The sequence below is a fragment of the Mesorhizobium sp. B2-1-3A genome (genome assembly GCF_006442655.1).
In the GTDB taxonomy this organism is placed as follows: Bacteria; Pseudomonadota; Alphaproteobacteria; order Rhizobiales; family Rhizobiaceae; genus Mesorhizobium.
In genome coordinates this window covers 116,130-130,323 of record NZ_VFWK01000001.1, presented here as the reverse complement: position 1 = coordinate 130,323, position 14,194 = coordinate 116,130, and the positions used below count along the sequence as shown (strand labels likewise).

The 14,194-nt window shown below is 63.0% G+C and carries 16 protein-coding genes; 5 read left to right on the top strand and 11 right to left on the bottom strand.

Annotation, left to right across the window (positions count from 1 at the left end; genetic code table 11):
- The first annotated feature begins 37 nt into the window (after positions 1-37).
- Entirely contained in the window at positions 38-544 is a 507-nt protein-coding gene (locus FJ977_RS00725) for a DUF1993 family protein (protein WP_140767805.1), read from the top strand.
- Between the two features lie 53 nt (positions 545-597).
- On the opposite strand, the gene FJ977_RS00720 is transcribed toward FJ977_RS00725, so the two are convergent.
- On the bottom strand, positions 598-762 hold the full coding sequence (locus FJ977_RS00720; protein WP_081294723.1) for a hypothetical protein: 165 nt from the start codon (positions 760-762) through the stop codon (positions 598-600).
- 387 nt (positions 763-1,149) lie between these two features.
- Between FJ977_RS00720 and FJ977_RS00715 the strand changes: the two genes are divergently transcribed.
- The 3 genes from FJ977_RS00715 (at position 1,150) to FJ977_RS00705 (ending at position 4,104) form a co-directional block, all read left to right on the top strand.
- Complete coding sequence (locus FJ977_RS00715) at positions 1,150-1,611, top strand: hypothetical protein (protein ID WP_140767804.1); 462 nt, start codon at positions 1,150-1,152, stop codon at positions 1,609-1,611.
- A 111-nt stretch (positions 1,612-1,722) separates the two neighbouring features.
- Positions 1,723-2,790, top strand: a complete 1,068-nt coding sequence (locus FJ977_RS00710) for an aldo/keto reductase (RefSeq protein WP_140767803.1) — start codon at positions 1,723-1,725, stop codon at positions 2,788-2,790.
- A gap of 45 nt (positions 2,791-2,835) precedes the next feature.
- Complete coding sequence (locus FJ977_RS00705; RefSeq protein WP_181179460.1) at positions 2,836-4,104, top strand: cysteine desulfurase-like protein; 1,269 nt, start codon at positions 2,836-2,838, stop codon at positions 4,102-4,104.
- A 15-nt stretch (positions 4,105-4,119) separates the two neighbouring features.
- Here the strand turns inward: FJ977_RS00705 and FJ977_RS00700 are convergent, their stop codons facing one another.
- From FJ977_RS00700 to FJ977_RS00660, 9 genes are all read right to left on the bottom strand, one after another.
- Positions 4,120-5,148 carry a histone deacetylase family protein gene (locus tag FJ977_RS00700; protein WP_140767801.1) on the bottom strand — a complete coding sequence of 343 codons (1,029 nt, stop codon included), beginning with the start codon at positions 5,146-5,148 and terminating at the stop codon, positions 4,120-4,122.
- Complete coding sequence (locus FJ977_RS00695; RefSeq protein ID WP_181179446.1) at positions 5,145-5,663, bottom strand: GNAT family N-acetyltransferase; 519 nt, start codon at positions 5,661-5,663, stop codon at positions 5,145-5,147. Before FJ977_RS00695 ends, FJ977_RS00700 begins: the two co-directional genes overlap by 4 nt.
- Before the next feature lie 9 nt (positions 5,664-5,672).
- A complete protein-coding gene (locus FJ977_RS00690; RefSeq protein WP_140767800.1) occupies positions 5,673-6,602 on the bottom strand; it encodes a 3-keto-5-aminohexanoate cleavage protein in 930 nt (309 codons plus the stop codon).
- Between the two features lie 4 nt (positions 6,603-6,606).
- On the bottom strand, positions 6,607-7,992 hold the full coding sequence (locus FJ977_RS00685; protein ID WP_140767799.1) for an aspartate aminotransferase family protein: 1,386 nt from the start codon (positions 7,990-7,992) through the stop codon (positions 6,607-6,609).
- A gap of 1 nt (position 7,993) precedes the next feature.
- Positions 7,994-9,634: a N,N-dimethylformamidase beta subunit family domain-containing protein gene (locus tag FJ977_RS00680; protein WP_140767798.1), complete on the bottom strand. Its 1,641-nt coding sequence runs from the start codon at positions 9,632-9,634 to the stop codon at positions 7,994-7,996.
- Between the two features lie 8 nt (positions 9,635-9,642).
- A complete protein-coding gene (locus FJ977_RS00675) occupies positions 9,643-10,407 on the bottom strand; it encodes an amino acid ABC transporter ATP-binding protein (RefSeq protein WP_140767797.1) in 765 nt (254 codons plus the stop codon).
- Positions 10,404-11,063 carry an amino acid ABC transporter permease gene (locus FJ977_RS00670; protein WP_140767796.1) on the bottom strand — a complete coding sequence of 220 codons (660 nt, stop codon included), beginning with the start codon at positions 11,061-11,063 and terminating at the stop codon, positions 10,404-10,406. Before FJ977_RS00670 ends, FJ977_RS00675 begins: the two co-directional genes overlap by 4 nt.
- Before the next feature lie 9 nt (positions 11,064-11,072).
- On the bottom strand, positions 11,073-11,720 hold the full coding sequence (locus FJ977_RS00665; RefSeq protein ID WP_140767795.1) for an amino acid ABC transporter permease: 648 nt from the start codon (positions 11,718-11,720) through the stop codon (positions 11,073-11,075).
- Between the two features lie 64 nt (positions 11,721-11,784).
- Positions 11,785-12,567: an ABC transporter substrate-binding protein gene (locus FJ977_RS00660; protein WP_140767794.1), complete on the bottom strand. Its 783-nt coding sequence runs from the start codon at positions 12,565-12,567 to the stop codon at positions 11,785-11,787.
- Between the two features lie 136 nt (positions 12,568-12,703).
- Between FJ977_RS00660 and FJ977_RS00655 the strand changes: the two genes are divergently transcribed.
- Positions 12,704-13,663, top strand: a complete 960-nt coding sequence (locus FJ977_RS00655; RefSeq protein WP_140767793.1) for a LysR family transcriptional regulator — start codon at positions 12,704-12,706, stop codon at positions 13,661-13,663.
- Here FJ977_RS00655 and FJ977_RS00650 read toward each other — a convergent pair.
- Complete coding sequence (locus FJ977_RS00650) at positions 13,651-14,091, bottom strand: acyl-CoA thioesterase (RefSeq protein ID WP_140767792.1); 441 nt, start codon at positions 14,089-14,091, stop codon at positions 13,651-13,653. The two genes, FJ977_RS00655 and FJ977_RS00650, sit on opposite strands and share 13 nt — an antisense overlap.
- Between the last annotated feature and the right edge of the window lie 103 nt (positions 14,092-14,194).

Below are 14,194 nucleotides of genomic sequence, written 5' to 3'. Positions count from 1 at the left end.
CCCTTCGCCGGCACTCGGACCGGACAGGAGATTTGACGTGACGATATCGATGTATGAGGCATCCGTGCCCGTGTTTTCAGCCAGGCTGAAAGCACTTTCCAGTGTGCTGGCGGCTGCCGAACAAAACGCGCTTGACCGCAAGATCGACCCGCAGGTGTTTTTGACGGCGCGGCTTGCGCCGGACATGTTCGCGTTGACCCGGCAGGTGCAGATTGCCACCGACCATGCCAAGGGGGCGCCGTCGCGCCTGGCCGGCCGCGAGGTGCCGAAATACGAGGACAATGAGGCAAGCTTTGCCGATCTCGAGGCGCGGATAGCCAAGACGCTCGCGCTTCTGGCAACGTTCTCGGCCGCCGATATCGACGGTTCCGACGACAAGGTGATCGAGTTGAAGCTTGGCGGACGCGAAACGACGTTGGGCGGCATGCAGTATCTGCTGCACGTGGCCATGCCCAACTTCTACTTCCACCTCACCACCGCTTACGACATCCTTCGCCACAATGGCGTGCCGCTGGGCAAGGCGACATTCCTGGGATCGCGTTGAGCGGCTGAAGTTTCGAGATGTCCCGGGTCGATCCGGGACATCTCGCAGGCTGCTTAGCGAATGGACATTTCGCGGGCGATGCGCGGAAAATCGGCGGGTTTTATGCCGATATCGGCGCGGTCGGCATTGCTCATCGAGTGAAGCAGCGCGAGCGCCGCGCGGTATCTCAGATGTTCCTGTGGACGCGGCCGGGCGAACATTTCCGTGAAGAAACCCATGATTCAGGCTCCCGATTGGTCCTCCACGGCTGCCAATATAGGTGAATCGTGACAATTGTGCAGTGCAGCATTTGCATGCCTGCTATGTCCGGATGATTTTCATCAAACTTTTTTGCGGCCCAGTGAAACTTCCGGGCCGCACGAACCGTAGGCTTCGACGCTGGCTCATGGCCAGTTTTTCCTCGCCACTCCTGGCGAATTTCCGGACTGCATGAAAGTGCAGTCCGGCTTTTTGTTTGAGGGCCTGGTGCGATCCTTCGAATGGCTAAATTCATTAAGATCGGTGGTATGTATTTTTAACGAGCCGGTTCTATGTTCCTGGAGACCTGACAGTCGGGCAAGGGGGAGGCTGACATCGCTACCAGCGCCAAGCGCGATTTTGCTTCGCTGCTCGACGACCTCTTCGTTGTCTCCGACAAGGGCGACGGCATCGAGGGCGACGAGGCCGGTGCGCGTCCTTCCATTCCATTCGACTATCTCTCGGTTGCCGATGAACTCCACTCCGGCCGCATAAAAGTATCCGCCGCCGAATATCGTGAGGCCGGCGCTGATCTGGCGAGCGAATTCGCTGCCTTGCTGGACCACGCCAAGCTGGCCCTGGCCGGCGAGGAACCTAAGCCTGAGGAAAAACTGCCGCCGATCGATCCTGAATCGATCGCGGCCGAACTGGGGCTGGACAAGCCCAAGGGCGTTGCCGATTTCGGCCGCATGCGCCGCAGCTTTGCTTTTAGCAACCACCCCGATCGCGTCGCCCCGCATCTGCGCCAACGCGCCATGATCCGCATGCAGGTGGCCAACATGCTGATCGACGAGGCCAAGCGCCGCGCAGTGGCCGGCGCTCGCCGCTAGTCAACCAGCGCTGGTTCACGCAAAAGTCGGCCTGGCGAGGCTTGGAGAGCGCCTTGGCTTTCCCTATAGATGCAGCCTCCCGCGCACGCTTTCCCTCCGGAGCAGAATTTCATGCACAAACGCCGTCTCGGTCGGACCGATCTTCTTGTTACCCAGATCTGCCTTGGTTCGATGACCTGGGGCCAGCAGAACACCGAAGCCGAGGGCCACGCCCAGATGGATTTGGCTTTTTCGCGCGGCGTCAATTTCATCGACACCGCCGAGCTCTATCCGATCCCGCCCAAGGCGGAGACGCAAGGGCGGACGGAAAAGATCATCGGCAGCTGGATGAAGGCCAGGGGCAACCGCGACAAGGTGATCCTGGCCTCCAAGGTCGTTGGTCGCACGGCCAATAACTGGTTTCGCGGCGACAGGCCGTCGCAACTGGTGCGCGCCGATATTCTTGACGCCATCGACAAGTCGCTGGCCAAGCTCGGCACGGACTATCTCGACCTCTACCAGATCCACTGGCCGGAGCGGGACATCCCCTGGGGCGCCAACCCGACGCGTGTCGGGGCGGTGGCGCGGCGCGCCGATGCTGACGGCGCACCAGCCAACGAAACGCCGATCGCCGAGACGCTTGGCGTCTTCGATGAATTGGTGAAGGCAGGAAAGATCCGCCATTTCGGCCTGTCGAACGAAAGTTCCTGGGGCGTCATGCGTTACCTCTCAGAGGCCGACAAGGGGATCGGCCCGCGCGTGGACTCGATCCAGAACGCCTACAATCTCGTCAACCGCACCTTCGAGGTGAACCTCGCCGAGGTCTGCGAGCGTGAGGACGTCTCATTGCTTGCCTATTCGCCGCTGGCGCAAGGCTATCTGACCGGTAAATACGACCATGGCGCTCGACCGCAGGGCTCACGCTCGCAGCTGTTCAATCGCGGCCAGCGCTACGAGACGCCGAATGCCGCCACGGTGCTGCTCGAATACAATGAACTGGCGCGCTCCTTTGGCCTGGAGCCGGCCCTGTTCGCCAACGCCTATGTCTCGAGCCGACCCTTCGTCACGTCGAATATCATTGGCGCGACAACCATTTCGCAACTCGAAATGGCATTGTCTTCGGTGGATGTTGTCTGGACCGAAGAGATGCAGAAGGCGGTGGATGCGGTTCATCAGCGGGCCGGCAATCCCTGTCCCTGATCGGAGGGATAGGATTATCGAGGAATAACAAAGGGGGTGGAGACGATGGTGGACTTTCCGATAGAGGCCGTGCGTGGAAAATTCCCTGCTCTTTCCCTGAGCGACAAGGGACGCCGCCGGATCTATCTCGACAACCCTGCCGGCACGCAGGTACCCCAGGCCGTCGCCGATGCGGTATCGCGCTGCCTGCTCACGACCAACGCCAATCTCGGCGGCTATTTCGAAACGACGGTCGCCGCCCAGGCCGTGGTCGACGAGGCGCATCAGGCGATGGCTGATTTTCTTGGTGCCGCGAGCCCCGAGGAAATCATTATCGGCGCCAACATGACGACGCTGACCTATCATATGTCGCGCACGCTCGGCCGCTCGCTGAAGCCAGGCGACGAGATCATCCTCACCCGCATGGATCACGAGGGCAATGTCTCGCCCTGGCTGCAACTGGCCGAGGACCTTGGCCTCGTCGTGCGCTGGCTGCCATTCGATGAACAGAGCTGGCAGGTCGAAGAGGCGACCCTGGCTGGTCTGCTCTCCGACAAGACACGGCTGGTCGCATTGAACTACGCCAGCAACCTGACCGGCTCGATCAACCGGGTCAGGTCGTTGACTGCCGTCGCAAAACAGGCCGGCGCGCTGGTCTATGTCGACGCCGTGCAGTTCGCGCCGCACGGCTTGATCGACGTGCAGGACCTCGGCTGCGATTTCTTGATCTGCTCGGCCTACAAATTCTTCGGCCCGCATATGGGCATATTGTGGGGCCGGCGTGACGTCATCGAAGGCCTGAAACCCTATAAATGCCGCTGTTCGTCCAATGGCCTGCCGGAGCGATTCGAGCTTGGCACGCCGCAGATCGAGCTGATGGCCGGCCTCACGGCGGCGGTCGATCATTTTGCAGGGCTGGGCGAGGCGGCGGGCGAGACTGGCTCGCGCAGGCAAAAGATCGCCAGGGCGTTCGAAGTGTCCATCGCCTATGAAAACCCGCTGGCGCAAAGACTGATCGATGGCCTGTCCGACATTCCAGGCCTGACAATCCATGGCATCACCGATCCGAAGCGGCTCGGCGATCGCGTGCCGACGGTCTCGTTCACCGTCGACGGCATCGTACCGGAGACGATCGTGCGGCAGATGAATGCCGAGAACATCTTCCTGTGGTCAGGCCACAACTACGCCTGGGAGATCGTCCACCAACTCGGCATTCCAGCCGAACAGGGCGTCGTGCGCATCGGTATCGCCCACTACAACACGGCGGCTGAGATCGACGAGACGCTGGAGAGCGTGCATCGGGTCATCGCCATGCTCAGGCAGCAGCGTTCCTGACGCAAGCTTGAACCGTCACCGCGCCTTGCCGCCGAAGCCGGCGAGGAAGGCGGTGAGATTGTCGCCAAGCGCGTCGCAGAGATAGCCGCCTTCCTGGACGATGACCGTCGGCAGGCCAAGCTTTGCGATCGCTTCGCCAATGCGTGAGAAGCCGGGCGTCGTCACCGAAAGCCCGCCGAACGGGTCGCCCTCGAAGGCGTCGAGACCAAGCGCCACCACCAGCGCATCCGGTGAAAAGGCGCGGATACGCTGGAAGGCCACCGCCAGCGCTTCCAGAAACGCCGCGTCGGTGGATTTGCGCGGCAGCGGCAGGTTGAAATTGTAGCCGAGGCCCGCGCCTTCGCCGCGCTCGTCGGCGTGTCCCCAGAAGAACGGATAGAAGCGCACCGGATCGGCGTGCAGCGAGACTGTGAGCACGTCGGGCCGCGCATAGAAGATGCCTTGCGTGCCGTTGCCGTGGTGCAGGTCGACATCGAGGATCGCCACGCGTGCTGCCTGCTTGCGCAGCACCTGCGCCGCGACCGCCGAATTGTTGATGAAGCAGAAGCCCCCGGCGACATCGGCAAAGGCGTGGTGGCCGGGCGGGCGGCACAGCGCATAGGCCGCCGGCGCGCCAGCAATTACCGTTTCAGCGGCTTCGACCGCGCTCCAGGCGCTCCACAATGCGCTTTGCCAGGTCTCGCGCGAGATCGGGCAGGCTGTGTCGGCCATATGGTAGCCGGCCTGGCCAACCGCCGAGGCCGGATAGGAGCCGTTACGTGCGATCGGGTGGATGTTGGGGATCACTTCGGCGGACGCGCCGTCGATGCGTTGCCAGCGCTCGAATATATGTTCGAGGAAGTCGAGATATTCGGGTGTATGCACGGCGGCAACCGGACCGAGCCCGTGATTGCGCGGTCGCTCGATCGTGCAGCCGGCGGATTTTGCGCCGGCTAACAATCTTTCGACGCGCTCGGGTTTTTCCGGGTTTGGCTGCGGCGCGCCGCTGGAAAGAAAGGCCTTGGGGTCGTGCCGCTTCTGCTCCTCGGCATAAAAAGCCTTCATTCCTGCTCCCCATTTTCCAACGCGTCGGCGAAGGCAAAGAAGGCTTCGCCGACGATCTTCTGCGTTTGTTCGTAACTCGACCAGGCGATGCCAAGCTTCTCGTAGAAGGCCTTGGCACCTTCATTATCGGTGTCGACCGACAGCCTGAGATAGACGCCGCCTTCTTTCCGGCATTCCGCGGCGACGCGCCGCAGCAGCCGTTCGCCGATCTTGCGGCCGCGAAAGCGGTCCTCGACATAGAGGTCCTGCACATAAACGCCGGGCCGCCCCATCCAGGTCGAGAAGATCGGGAAATGCAGGCAGAGGCCGGCAAATTCGCCGCCAATCTCGGCAATCAGGGTCGAGAAGGCGGGCCTTTCTCCAAAGCCGTAGCGGCGGAGATCATCTGATGTGGACGTGATATCCTGATGCGCGCCGATATGGGTGCCGAGTTTGAGAAGCGCGGCGTGGATCGTTTCGGCGTCTTCGATCCGTCCGGGGCGGATCAGGACGTCACCGAGGGTTGGATTGGTCACGGTCTTGCCTCAAAACGCCACCCGGTCACCGCCTTTGAGCGCCAGCATGTCGCGCGCCTCGGCTGGCGTGGCAACCTCCAGCGACAGCCCGTCGAGAATGCCACGGATACGGCGCACCTGGTCGGCATTGGATTTCGCCAATTGGCGGCCATCATAGAGACTGTCTTCCAGCCCGACACGGACATTGCCCCCCATTGCCGCGGCGATCGAGATCAGCGGCATCTGGTTGCGGCCTGCGGCCAGCACGGAGAACTGGTAGCTGTCGCCGAACAGTTTGTCGGCGATCCGCTTCATATGGATGAGATTGTCCGGGTCGGCACCGATGCCGCCCAAGATACCCAGCACGAACTGGATGAACAGCGGCCCCGACACCAAGCCCCGATCACGGAAATGCGCCAGCGAATAGAGATGGCCGACATCGTAACACTCGAATTCGAAGCGCGTGCCGCAGCCCTTGCCCAGCCTCTCAAGCACGCCCTCCATGTCGGCGAAGGTGTTCTTGAAGATGGTGTCGCGGGTGGCTTCGAGCAGCTTTGGCTCCCACTCATGCTGCCACTCCCGTGGCTTGTCGAGCATCGGGAACAGCGCGAAATTCATCGAGCCCATGTTGAGCGAGCACATTTCGGGCTCGGCTCTGAGCGGGGCCTCCAGCCGCTGGTCGAGTGTCATCAACGAGGAGCCGCCGGTGGTGATATTGATCACCGCGTCGGTTGCCTGCTTGATGCGCGGCAGGAACTGCATGAACACGCCCGGATCGGCCGTCGGCCGTCCGTCCTTGGGGTCGCGGGCATGCAGATGCAGGATCGAGGCGCCGGCTTCCGCTGCCGCGATCGCGTCGGCCGCGATCTGGTCCGGCGTCACCGGCAGATAGGGCGACATTGACGGCGTGTGCACCGAGCCGGTGACGGCGCAGGTGATGATGACTTTTCGCGGCGCCATTTCCTTACCCCCGGCCTTCGACCGGCAGGTCGAGCTCGGAAGCCAGAACCTCCAGCGAGTCGCCGATGATGGAGACGATCTCGCCGACCTGTTCGCTGGTGACGATCATCGGCGGCGCGACCATGAAATTGTCGCCGTCGACGCCACCCTTGACCTTGCGGCCATAGATGATCAGGCCGCGCTCGTAGGCGAGGTCGAGCAGGCGCTGCGTGGCCTTCTTGCCTTGGTCGATCGGCCGCAATGTCTCCGGATCGGCAACCATCTCGGCTCCGGTCAGCAGGCCCTTGCCGCGCACGTCGGCAATGAACGGAAAGCGCGTCGCCAGCCCCTTCAGCCCGCCCATCAGCACGTCGCCCATGGCAGCGGCATTGGCGATCAAGTCGAGGCGGTCCATTTCGCCGAGCACGGCGAGACCGGCGGCGCAGGCCAACGGATTGCCGGCATAGGTGTGGCCATGCTGGAAGCCGCCGGAGGCAAGCAGCGGCTGCACCAGCCGCATCGGGGCCGCCAGCGCGCCGAGCGGCGCATAGCCGGAGCCCAGCCCCTTCGACAGCGCGACGATGTCGGGTCTACAGTTCCAATGGTCGCCGCCAAGGAATTTGCCGGTGCGGCCGGCGCCGCTCATCACTTCGTCATGGATCAGCAGGATGCCGTAGCGGTCGCAGATCTCGCGGATGCGTGCGTAATAGCTGTCGGGCGCCACAAGAGCGGCAGTGGCGGCGCCGCCAATCGGCTCCATGATGAAGGCGACGACACTCTCCGGGCCTTCGGCGAGGATTTTTTCCTCCAGCATGTCGGCATAGCGGACGCCGCGCTGCTCCATCGAGAGATTGTCGCGATCGCGCCAGGCGGTTGGCGCGGGCACGGTCGGCATCACCCGCATCATCGGCTCGAAGGTCTCGGCCAGCGCATCGTCGCCGGTGATCGAGAGCGAACCCAGCGTGCCGCCATGATAGGAGGGAAAACGCGTGATCACCTTCCAGCGGCTGGCCTGGCCGGTGGCGACCGCCCATTGCCTCGCCAGCTTGATGCAGGATTCCGTCGCTTCCGAGCCGCCCGAGACGAAAAAGATGCGGTCCATGCCTTCCGGCAGTTTGCCCGCGAGCTCGCGCGCCAGTTCCTCCGCCGGCTCGTTTTCGAAGTGCAGGCGATAGGCGAAGGTGGCACGGTCCATCTGCCGCTTCATGGCGTCCAGAACGTTGCGGTTGGAATGGCCGATATTGGCGACCATCGGCCCGCTCGATCCGTCGATGAAACGGCGGCCGTCCTGCGTCCACATGTAGATGCCCTCGGCGCGGTCGATGAGCGGCCGGCGCAGGCTGGAGAGGTAGAACAGATGCGATTCTCGGCGCGCCTCGGTTGCTTGGGCGGCGGTCTGGGTGTTCGACATGTCAGGACTTTCCAAGGTAGCGATCAAGGACATTCTGGGTGACGCGTTCGACCATCGGGTCTTGTCTTAGCAGGCCGGCGACCCATTCGCAGCTTCCGGCATGAAAGACCTCGCCCTTGCCACGCGGGAAGTTGACGATCATGCCGTTGCCACGTTTGACTTTTTCGAGATTGGCGTCGCTCCTGTCGCCAAACAGCGTCTCGGCGCTGAAACGGCCATCCTCGTCGGTGAGGAACTGGTCCTCGATCGGGATATCGGCGCTCTCCTCGACCTGGGACGCCATGCCCACGGCGAGAACCTGTAATCCATCAGGCGCGCCGCTGGTCGCGGTAGGGTAGGGCAGGCCGCCGCGGATCTCGAAATCGAGCCCGTCGACCTCGTAGCCATAGACATGGCTGTCGGCGCCGAGCAGGTCGCCATAATAGATGCCGGTGCCGGCAAACGCCCAGTGTTCGGGCCGGTAAACCGGAAAGCCGCGCACGCCGCGCGGCGCGCAGCCACCCCAGCCGGCGTAGAGGCCGCGTGTCGCGTCGAGCCCGAAGGTTGCCGAACCCGGCCGGCCGATTTCCGGCGCTTCCCAGGAATTGGTGGCGCGGGTGACGTCGCCGCCGCGATAGGCAGGGTCTTCGGCGCGGGCGCGGTATTTGTAGCAGACCTGCCGACGGCCTTCGTCCTCCAGCCGCGTCTGCCACATGAAATTACCGGCAAAGCGCGCCGCATGGCCGCCGCGTTCGACGTAGCTGTCGACCGCATCGCGCATTTCCCAGGTCCAGTACTCGTCATGGCCAACGAAGACGGCGCAGTCATAGCCGTCGAGAATATCGGGCGAGAAATGCAGATCGTGCTGGCTGGCGAGGTCGACCTCATAGCCGGCCCGTTCGGCGAAGCGGAAGAAGTGGCTGTCGTAGCTTGCCCAGCCCGACGAGGCGTATTTCTTCGAATGGCCAGTGGCAAGCGCCCATTCCATATGGGGGTAACGCGGCACCGTCTTTGGCGGCACGGCAACCTCCAGCGGCACGCGCGGCGCATCCCTCGGCAGCACGACGAAGCCACGGCACCAGGGCCTCTGCGTCGACACGATGGGAGAATACTGGTCGCGATCCGGCCCGGTGATGCCCTGATAGTGGTTGGAGCCGCCCCAGGTGTTGTAGGCGAGCCAGGTGCCCGTCGCCGCCACTTGCAGCACACGGCCGGGCTTCTTGCCGGCCTGGGGAGAGACAATGAAGAGATGGTGGCTGCGGATCGGCTTGCCGTCTCGGCCCTCGGCACTCAACGTTATCCGATAGGCGCCGGACGGCCAGTTGCCGTCGACACGAAATTCGAAGGATGCTTCCCAGCCACAGCCTTCTGCCGAGCACTGGTCCGGACTGTCCTGCCAGCGCGCCGCGATTCCCGACTTGTCGAACACCTTTGTCTCGCTGCCGCCGTCGCGGACGATCGTAATGCCGAAGGAGGGAGCCGTGGAACTGACATGCAGCGTTGCCGTTTCGCCGGCACGATAGGAGAAGCGGTCGCTGTAACACCAGATTTCGCCACGCTCGCCATCCATGCCGGGCCACTCGTAGTAATGGCCGCGCACCGCGTGGCGGCGCTGCTCCGGCGTCAGTCCAAAATCGGGAAATTCCGTGGGCAATCTGGTCATCGTGATACTCAGGCGGAAAGATATTTCTTGAGGAAGGTGCGGGTGCGCTCCTTCTGAGGCGCGCGGAAAATCTCGCCCGGCGGGCCTTCCTCGACCACCACGCCGCCGTCCATGAACAGCACCCTGTCGGCCACCTCGCCGGCAAAGCGCATCTCGTGCGTTACGATGAGCATGGTCATGTGTTCGGCGGCAAGCTGTTTCATCACCGCGTTGACCTCGTCGACCAATTCCGGGTCGAGGGCCGAGGTCGCCTCGTCGAACAGCATCACCTTGGGCTGCATGGCCAGCGCACGCGCAATCGCCACGCGCTGCTTCTGGCCGCCCGAAAGCCGCGACGGATAGGCGTCGATCTTGTCGGCCAGCCCGACCTTGGACAGGAGGCCATGCGCCAAGGCCCGGGCCTCGTCTTTTGCCATGCCCTTCAGGATCACCGGTCCCATGGTGATGTTCTCGATCACGGTCAGGTGCGGGAACAGGTTGAAGTGCTGGAACACCATGCCCATGTGCTGGCGCACCTTGTTGATGTGCCGCTCGAAGGCCTGGCCGTGCAGTCTCTGGTTGACCTGCACGCCGTCCAGCCACACCTCGCCGCCGTCCAGGGTCTCAAGATGGTTGATGGAGCGCAGCAGCGTGCTCTTGCCGGAACCGCTCGGTCCGATAATCGCGACGATCTGCCCCCGATCCACTGACAGGTCGATGCCTTTGAGGACCTCGACCGCGCCGAACGATTTGCGCGCGCCGCGGACCTCGACCATTGGTCGCCGCGTGCTCATCGGGAAACCTCCACATGTCTTTCAAACCGATGCAAGGCCGCCTCGAGCACTAGGTTCAAGATGTAATAGAGCGCGGCGGCCGTGATGTAGAACTCGAACGGGCGGAAGGTTTCGCTGATCGCCAGTTGTGCTGAATGGACAAGCTCGGCGATGCCGATGACCGAGACGATGGAGGACTCTTTCAACAGTGCGATCAAATTGCTTCCGATCGGCGGTGCCGTGTTGCGGATGGCTTGCGGTATCACGACGTAGCGCAGCGCCTGCCACTTGCCGAAGCCGATGCTGCGCGCGCCTTCCGTCTGGCCGGGATCGACCGCCACGATGCCGGCACGGATGACATCGGCATTGTAGACGGCGAAATGCAGGCCAAGCCCGATTATGCCGGCGGCCAGCGCGGGGATGTCGATGCCGATCTGCACAAGGCCGAAATAGATCAGGAAAAGCTGCAGCAGCAGTGGCGTGCCCATGAACAGCCACATGAAGGCGCGAACGGGGTAGGCGAGGATCGCTGGCGCATAGAGCACGATGACCGCGAACAGGATGCCGAAGATGAAGCTGAGCGCTCCGGCCGAGACCGTAAGCAGCGCGGTCCACCAGGCGCCCGTCAGCAAGAGGTCCCAGTAGGGAGCGACGACGGTGAAATCCAAACCTTGCATCGCACTCCCTCAGACGATGGCGAAGCGCTTGTCGAGCAAGTCGACGATGCGGGCGACGGCGTAGACCATGACCATGTAGAGCAGGGCGGCGACGCCGAAGATCTCGAACGGCTTGTAGGTCGAGCCGATGAAGCGCTGGGCGGTATAGGTCAGTTCCACGACCGAGATGGTGGAGACCAGTGCCGAACCCTTCAACAGCGCGACCGTGTTGACGCCGAGCGGGCGGATCATCAGCCGGGCGGCCTGCGGCAGCACGACCTTGCGCAAGGTCTGGAAGCGGCTGAAGCCGATCGTGCGGGCAGCTTCCGTCTGACCGCGGTCGACCGCTGTTAACGCGCCACGGATCGATTCCGCCATATAGGCGCCGATGTTGAGGCCAAGCCCGACGACCCCGGCCGTGAACGGATCCAGATTGATGCCGATCTGCGGACCGCCGAAATAGAGCACGAAGAGCTGTATCAGGCAGGGCGTGCCGCGAAACAGGCTGACATAGGCGGTACCGATGGCGCGCAGGATAGCCGACCTCGACATTCTGGCGGCCGCGGCCAACGCCGCCGCTGCCAGCCCCAGAACCAGGGCCAGCGCTGTCAGTTCCAGTGTCACCAGCGCGGCTTCCACGAAGAACGGGAAGACACGGCTCATCAAGGCGAAATCCATGGAATGACTCGGCTGGAGTGGTGATCGGCCCCAGGTGGTTTTCACCGCCTGGAGCCGGCAAGGATTAGCGGATGTCGCTGCCGACCCACTGCTTGGAGATCTTCTCGTAAGTGCCGTCGGCCAGCATCCCGTCCAGCGCCTTCTGCATGGCGGCCTTGAGTTCGGGATTGTCCTTGCGGATGGCGATGCCGATGGCGACGCTGCCGCCCTCGATGTTGGGCGTGTCGAGCTTGCGGACCTTTTCGCCGGTTTCCTTGACGGCCACCATGACCGGAATGTTGTCGACGACGATGGCGTCGACGCGGCCGGCCTTCAGTTCGAGCAGCAGTTCCGGCAGGCCCTTGTAGGTGCGGATATCCCAGCCGCCCTGTTCGCGCGCCCATTTCTCATGCGTTTCGCCGAGCGTCACGCCAAGGGTCTTGCCCTTGAGGTCATCGAGGCTCTGCACCTTGGAATCCTGGCTCACGAAAACCGCGCGGCCGGCATGGTAGTAGGGGCCGACGAAATCGACCACTTTCTCTCGCTCGGGCGTGATCGTCATCGAGCCGACGACAGTGTCGTATTTGTTGGCGAGCAGGCCGGCGATGATACCGTCCCAGGCCGTGGTGATGATGGTGCCCTTGACGCCGATGCGCTCAGCGATGGCCTTGCCGATATCGGCGTCGAAGCCGACGACCTCGTTCTGGTCATTGACGAAGTTGAACGGCGGATACTGCCCGCTCATGGAAATCTTCAATTCGCCCGCCGCCTTGATCTTCTCGAGGTCGTCGGCCCTTGCCGAAACGGTGGTGAAGGCCGATGCAAGCAGCAGCGCGGCAACCGCAATGCCGGAAAATACCCTGTTCATCTGAATTCCTGTCCTCTGGATGGAGCGCGAAGGCTTGTTCTTGGGAGGCGTTGGGGCGCTCTCCTGATGTCAATGATTGCCTTTGCATCAGCATTGCGCAAATAGATAATGGGAATAGGGAGCATAGATATCAGGAATGGCCTTGCCTCGCCCCGAACGTCTGGTCTGGGATCTCGACTGGAACCTTCTGCGTACGTTCGTCGTCATCGCGGAAGTCAAGAGCATCACCCGCGCCGCCGAGCGCCTCAACCTCAAGCAACCCAGCGTCAGCAACGCCTTGCGGCGGCTGGAGGATCGGGTTGGCCGGCGGCTGGTCGACCGCGACGCGACGCGCTTCGAACTCACGGAGGTCGGGCGGCTGATCTATGAGCAGAGCGTCGAGGTATTCGGCTCGATATCGCAGCTGCCGCTCTTGATGCGGGGCATCAGCGACGATGTCACCGGCCATGTCATGATCGCCACGGCCAGCCATGTCGTCTCGCCGCTGTTCGACCGGGCGCTGGCGGAATTTCACCGCAACTATCCGCGTGCCAGCATCACCATCTCGGTCGCGGCAAGCACGGAAGTGGCCAAGCAGGTGCGGGAACGGCGCGCCTCCTTCGGCATCTGCCTTGTCAGCCAGCGCGATCCGGCGTTGGACTACGCGATGGTCTATCGCGAGTTCTTCGGCTTCTTCTGCGGCCCGCAGCACAGGCTTTACGGAAAGGCCGGGCTGAAGCTTGCCGATCTGCGCGGCGAGCCCTCTGTATCCTTCCAGACCGACCATATCTCGGACGCGTTGCGGCCGGTCGCCTTGTTGCGCAGCGAAGCCCGGCTGAACGCCGATGTCGTCGGTGTCTCCTCGAGCCTGGAGGAAGTAAGGCGCATGATCGTCGCCGGGCTCGGCATCGGTCCGCTGCCGCTGCACGTGGCGCGACGCGACGTGGCCGATGGCACGCTGTGGCGGCTGCCGCCCTACGACGCGCCGCCGGCCATCGACATCTTCCTGCTCACCAATCCCGACAAGGCGATGAATCGTGCCGAGAAGGCGCTGCTGTCGGGGCTGCAGGCTTTGATCACCGAGACGCCGCTGGACGAGCGCATCTACAACGGCTGATCGACGCAGGCCTGTTCGACGAGGAAGGCCGCCGCGCGGCCGCGCATCGCTTCGTCCAGCGCCACCGAGGCACGCGCGGCAAGGTCGAAGTGTACGCTGGTGGTCCGGCTCGATGCATGGACGACGCCGTCGAGCGATCCCGACATGACCTGTTCGAAGGTGACGGAGGTGCGGCCGATCTTCACCACATGCGAGCGGATGGTGAGAAGTGAGCCGGCTTTTGTCTCATGCCGGTAGTCGATTTCAGTGCGCACATCGGCCCATCCCGTTGCCGAGGCCTGGCTGCTGTCCTGTCCTGCGATGTGGCCAAGAAGCTGGAAGCTGGCATCATCGAACATCGCCGCGTAGTGCCGCACATTCACGTGTCCCATCACGTCGCACATCCAGGGATGAGCAACACCGACAAAGGTGACAAGGGACTTGCTCATGGGGATTGCTCCGTGGCCATCGTTGAGGATCGCGAGACGCCATATCGAAACGTGCGGCGACAGGCAAACCGGCGGACCTTGTCGATGGCCTTCGGACCGGGAG

Coding starts and splice junctions, on each gene's coding strand:
- FJ977_RS00720 (WP_081294723.1), bottom strand. CDS start 762: ATGGGTTTCTTCACGGAAATGTTCGCCCGGCCGCGTCCACAGGAACAT.
- FJ977_RS00710 (WP_140767803.1), top strand. CDS start 1,723: ATGCACAAACGCCGTCTCGGTCGGACCGATCTTCTTGTTACCCAGATC.
- FJ977_RS00705 (WP_181179460.1), top strand. CDS start 2,836: ATGGTGGACTTTCCGATAGAGGCCGTGCGTGGAAAATTCCCTGCTCTT.
- FJ977_RS00700 (WP_140767801.1), bottom strand. CDS start 5,148: ATGAAGGCTTTTTATGCCGAGGAGCAGAAGCGGCACGACCCCAAGGCC.
- FJ977_RS00690 (WP_140767800.1), bottom strand. CDS start 6,602: ATGGCGCCGCGAAAAGTCATCATCACCTGCGCCGTCACCGGCTCGGTG.
- FJ977_RS00685 (WP_140767799.1), bottom strand. CDS start 7,992: ATGTCGAACACCCAGACCGCCGCCCAAGCAACCGAGGCGCGCCGAGAA.
- FJ977_RS00680 (WP_140767798.1), bottom strand. CDS start 9,634: ATGACCAGATTGCCCACGGAATTTCCCGATTTTGGACTGACGCCGGAG.
- FJ977_RS00675 (WP_140767797.1), bottom strand. CDS start 10,407: ATGAGCACGCGGCGACCAATGGTCGAGGTCCGCGGCGCGCGCAAATCG.
- FJ977_RS00670 (WP_140767796.1), bottom strand. CDS start 11,063: ATGCAAGGTTTGGATTTCACCGTCGTCGCTCCCTACTGGGACCTCTTG.
- FJ977_RS00665 (WP_140767795.1), bottom strand. CDS start 11,720: ATGGATTTCGCCTTGATGAGCCGTGTCTTCCCGTTCTTCGTGGAAGCC.
- FJ977_RS00660 (WP_140767794.1), bottom strand. CDS start 12,567: ATGAACAGGGTATTTTCCGGCATTGCGGTTGCCGCGCTGCTGCTTGCA.
- FJ977_RS00655 (WP_140767793.1), top strand. CDS start 12,704: ATGGCCTTGCCTCGCCCCGAACGTCTGGTCTGGGATCTCGACTGGAAC.
- FJ977_RS00650 (WP_140767792.1), bottom strand. CDS start 14,091: ATGAGCAAGTCCCTTGTCACCTTTGTCGGTGTTGCTCATCCCTGGATG.